This window comes from Nocardiopsis sp. MG754419 (assembly GCF_018207095.1).
In the GTDB taxonomy this organism is placed as follows: domain Bacteria; phylum Actinomycetota; class Actinomycetes; order Streptosporangiales; family Streptosporangiaceae; genus Nocardiopsis.
In genome coordinates this window covers 1-3,914 of sequence record NZ_QOCZ01000257.1, presented here as the reverse complement: position 1 = coordinate 3,914, position 3,914 = coordinate 1, and the positions used below count along the sequence as shown (strand labels likewise).

The window sequence follows — 3,914 nt, the reverse complement described above, 5'->3', positions numbered from 1 at the left end:
CGGGCTCTCGCGGGGTCTCCGCCGCGTTTCGGACCGGGGACGGGCGCTCGACGGCACGGTGGGGGCCTTCGGGCCTGCTGTGGGAGGGATCGTTCCTCGCGATCCCCCTCCGGCCTCCGGTCCTGGGGAAGTACCGTCCGCCGGCGCCCGAACGCGAGCACACCCGACCGGGTTCACCGCACAGGGCCTAACCGATGTGGTCGAGTTCGCGGAGCGTGGTCGCGTCCAGCAGCATCACACCACCTCGCTCCAACGAGATCGCGGCCAGGACCTCCTCGTCCGGGTGCGGCGTCATCGCCAACGGGGCGTCCGCCGACCCCGCGTCGTCGTGTTCCCGTGGCGCGCCGTCGTCGAGGTCCCACGAGTCCAGGAGGAGCGTGCCGGTGCCGTCGTCGCGTTGGACCAGGCGGATGCCGTGCAGGACGTCGGTGACCGGGTGGTGGGTGAACTCGCGCATGGTGGCGCGCGGTTCCCCGGGCTCGTCGTCCTCGGTGTCGTACCGCAGGGACCGCCCGGTGGACAGGTCGGCGTACAGGGGGCCGTCGCGGTCCATGTACACCACGCCGCCGGTGTCGTCGGGCACCGCGAGGCCGCCCGCGCCGTCCAGCGGGAGGAACGCGTCCTCGACGGAACCGACCACCTCCCACGTGTCGGTGTCCCACATCCACAGGCCCCACGTCCCGGTCGCGGCCATCCGGTCGCCGCCGGGGGAGTAGACGATCTGGTGGAAACCCGCGCTGCCGCCGGAGTCGGTCTCGCCCACCCGGAGATCCTCGCGTTCACCGCCGTCCAGGTCCAGCACGTGCAGGCTGTCCTCCCCCGCGACGCTCACCGCCAGGGAATCGCCGTCCGGCGAGAACGCCATCGACCACACGTGGCCGCCCTCGAACAGCACCTCGTACTCACCGGTGGCCAGGGTGTACACGTGCACCCCGTCCTCGTCGGGGTAGGCGATCCGGCAGCCGTCGGGGCTGAAGGCGGGCACGACGTGGCCGGACCCGAGGAGGTGCAGGTCGATCCGGCCGAGTTCGGTCTCCTCCCGCCAGTCCCACAGGGCGATGCCGTCGCTGCCGCCCACGGCCAGCACCGCACCGTCGGGCGAGAAGACGGGCTGTCCCACGAAGTCGTCCTCGCCCGCTCCGGGGACGGTCGGCTCCGGGGACGCCGCCTCGACGAAGGGGTCGGCGAGATCACGCGGATCGCACGACGTCGCCGTGGGCGGCGCGTCCTCGCCGTCGGCGGCGGCGACGTCCTCCCCGCTGGGAAGGAGCGAGGCGCTCCACACCCCGAACCCCGCCACGAGGGCCAACGCGGTGGCCGCGGCGCCCACGGTCAGCAGGGTGCGGGCCCGGTGACCGGGGATCTCCCGACCGTGGTCGGCCTTCCGGAGCAGTGCGCGGTGGGCACGTCCCACCTCCGCCACGACGTCGGCCGCGGGTCCCGGCAACCACTCCCCGGCCTCGGCCACCGGTGACGGTGGGCCGCCGAGTGTCTCCAGGACCAGCTCCGTGGACGGGCGCCGGTCGGGGTCCCGGTCCAGGCAGGCGGACACCAACCGGCGCAGGAACGGCGGTACGCCCGTCAGGTCCGGGTCGGCGTGCTCGGTGCGGTACAGGACGGTGGAGGGGTGCCCGTCGCCGAAGGGCCCCCGTCCGGTGAGCGCGAACACCAGCACGCCGCCGAACGCGAACACGTCGGCGGGCGCGCCGCCCGCCTCGCCCCGGAGGACCTCCGGGGCGATGTACCCGGGGGTGCCGATCATTCGTCGTTCGTCGTCGGTCTCCTCGACACCGTCGACGGCGCGGGCGATCCCGAAGTCGATCACCCGCGGTCCGTCCGGCGCCACCATCACGTTGCCGGGTGTGAGGTCGCGGTGCGCCGTGCCCGTGGCGTGCACCCGCGTCAGGGCGAGGGCGACAGCGCGCGCGAGCACCAGCGCGGCCGGTTCGGGCAACGGTCCCGCCCGCTCCACGAGGCCCCGGAGCGACGGGCCCGGGACGTACTCGGTGGCCATCCAGGGGATCTCGTCGGTGGGGCCGGAGGCGTACACCCGGGGCAGGTACGGGCCCCGGACACCTCCGGCCGACTCCAGCTCACGGGCGAACCGCGCCCGGAAGTCGGGATCGTAGGCGAGTTCGGCGCGCACCACCTTGACGGCCGCGCGGTGCCCGGAGCCGTCCACCCCCAGGTAGACGTGGCCCATGCCGCCCGACCCCAGTGAGGCCAGGAGACGGTAGGGGCCGATGGTGCGGGGATCGTCCTGGGTCAGTGTGTACACGGCGGCCTCAACCGATCTCTCGGACGAGGTCGAGGGTCGCGGCGTTCAGCACGAGCAGGGTCTGCCCGTCGACGGTCACCAGGAGTTCGCCGTCCGGGTGCGGGGCGACCCGGTCGTCGATCAGGGTGTGCCCCGCGCTCAGTTCCTCGCCGGAGGCCACGTCCCAGACCCTGCCACCGGACTCCTCACCGGTCCCGGTGGCCGACCCGGTGCCGTACAGGACGCTTCCGTCCGGGGAGAAGACCAGCCCGCCGACGAGTGGTCCCACCGGGATCTCGTGGAGGTTCTCGCGCTCCTCCATGTCGTACAGGAGCACGTGCCGGTCCATGTAGATGGCCAGCAGGTCCTCGGTCGGGGAGAGGGCCGAGGGGTAGATCTGGAAGTCGAACTCGTCCTCCGGGGCGTGTTCCGGCCCGCTCACCATGGGCTCGAAGCCGTCGGTGTCGTCGAGGTCGTACACCCGGACCCGCGGGTAGACGTCCGCGTGGGCCAGCATGAGCAGGTCACCGGTCCGGTCGAACGTCGTGGACAGGACCCGGTCCTCCAGCTCCTCCGAGAGCAGGACGGTGTCCTCCTGCGGGTCCCACACGTACAGGCGGCTGTCCTGGTCGTGGGTGACCACCACCAGTGCCACGAGGGAGCCGTCCGGGTTGATCGACGCGGCGTCGTGGAAGAGGATGTCGCTTTCTTCCTCCTCGGCGTGGTCGAAGCTCCCGATGCTCTCGAAGTCGGGGTCGCGGACCACCACGGTCCTCTGGTGGGAGGTGACGAGGGTGCCGTCGTCGGCGATGTCGATGTTGTTGGGGGCGGTGCCATGGCGATCCAGCAACTCCCCGCTCTCCCAGTCCCAACGGGTCAGCTCGGTGGCGGTCTGGACGTACAGTGCCTCGCCCCCGGGCGTGAAGTCCAGGGAGTGGACCGAGCCGTCGATCCCGGTGCTCTCCTCGGCGTCGTCCTCGTCCGTGCCCTCCTCCGTGGTCGCCGCTTCCCCGGATCCGTCCGCGGCACCGGTGTCGTCGGAGGACCAGGGGGAGAGCACGGTGAGCCCCACCCCGGCGACGAGCAGCAGCACCGCGGCCCCGGCCGCGACGGCGATGAGGCCGGTCCGGCGTCGGCCGGCGCCGCCCGATTCCGCGGCGGGGAGCGGCACGCCGGGCGCGGCCAGGACCGCCTGTTCGGCCTCCTGCCGGTGGCCGTCGATCACGCGGCCGACCGGGGCGGGCAGCCACCCGTGCTCGGCCGACGGCAGGGGTTGTTCGGACAGGACCCGCCCGATCTCGTCGGCGGTGGGCCGTTCGGCGGGGTCCTTGGCCAGGCAACGGGTCAACAGGGGGCGCAGGCTCTCGGGAACCCCGTCCAGCCGGGGATCCAGGGAGACGACCCGGGGCAGGATCTCGGCGGCGCGCCCGCTGCCGAAGGGCGCCCGGCCGGTGGCCGCGAACACGACCGCGCCGGCCAGGGAGAACACGTCCGAGGCCCGCGTGGTCTCCTGCCCCAGGACCTGCTCGGGGGAGACGTAGGACGGGGTGCCGAAGGACTGGCCGGTTCTGGTGAGGACGGTGCCCTCGACGGCGCGGGCGATGCCGAAGTCGATGACCTGGGGGCCGCGGGGGGACAGCAGGATGTTGGAGGGCTT

General features: G+C 73.1%; 2 protein-coding genes. Both read right to left on the bottom strand.

Annotated features, from left to right (window positions below; translation table 11 throughout):
* Positions 1-187: 187 nt before the first annotated feature.
* The gene (locus DSY14_RS27215) at positions 188-2,278 is read right to left on the bottom strand and encodes a WD40 repeat domain-containing serine/threonine protein kinase (RefSeq protein ID WP_211719468.1); all 2,091 of its coding nucleotides are present in this window, start codon (positions 2,276-2,278) and stop codon (positions 188-190) included.
* A 7-nt stretch (positions 2,279-2,285) separates the two neighbouring features.
* Positions 2,286-3,914, bottom strand: a 1,629-nt coding sequence (locus tag DSY14_RS27210) for a protein kinase family protein (protein ID WP_211719467.1), incomplete at its 5' end; no start/stop codon positions are given.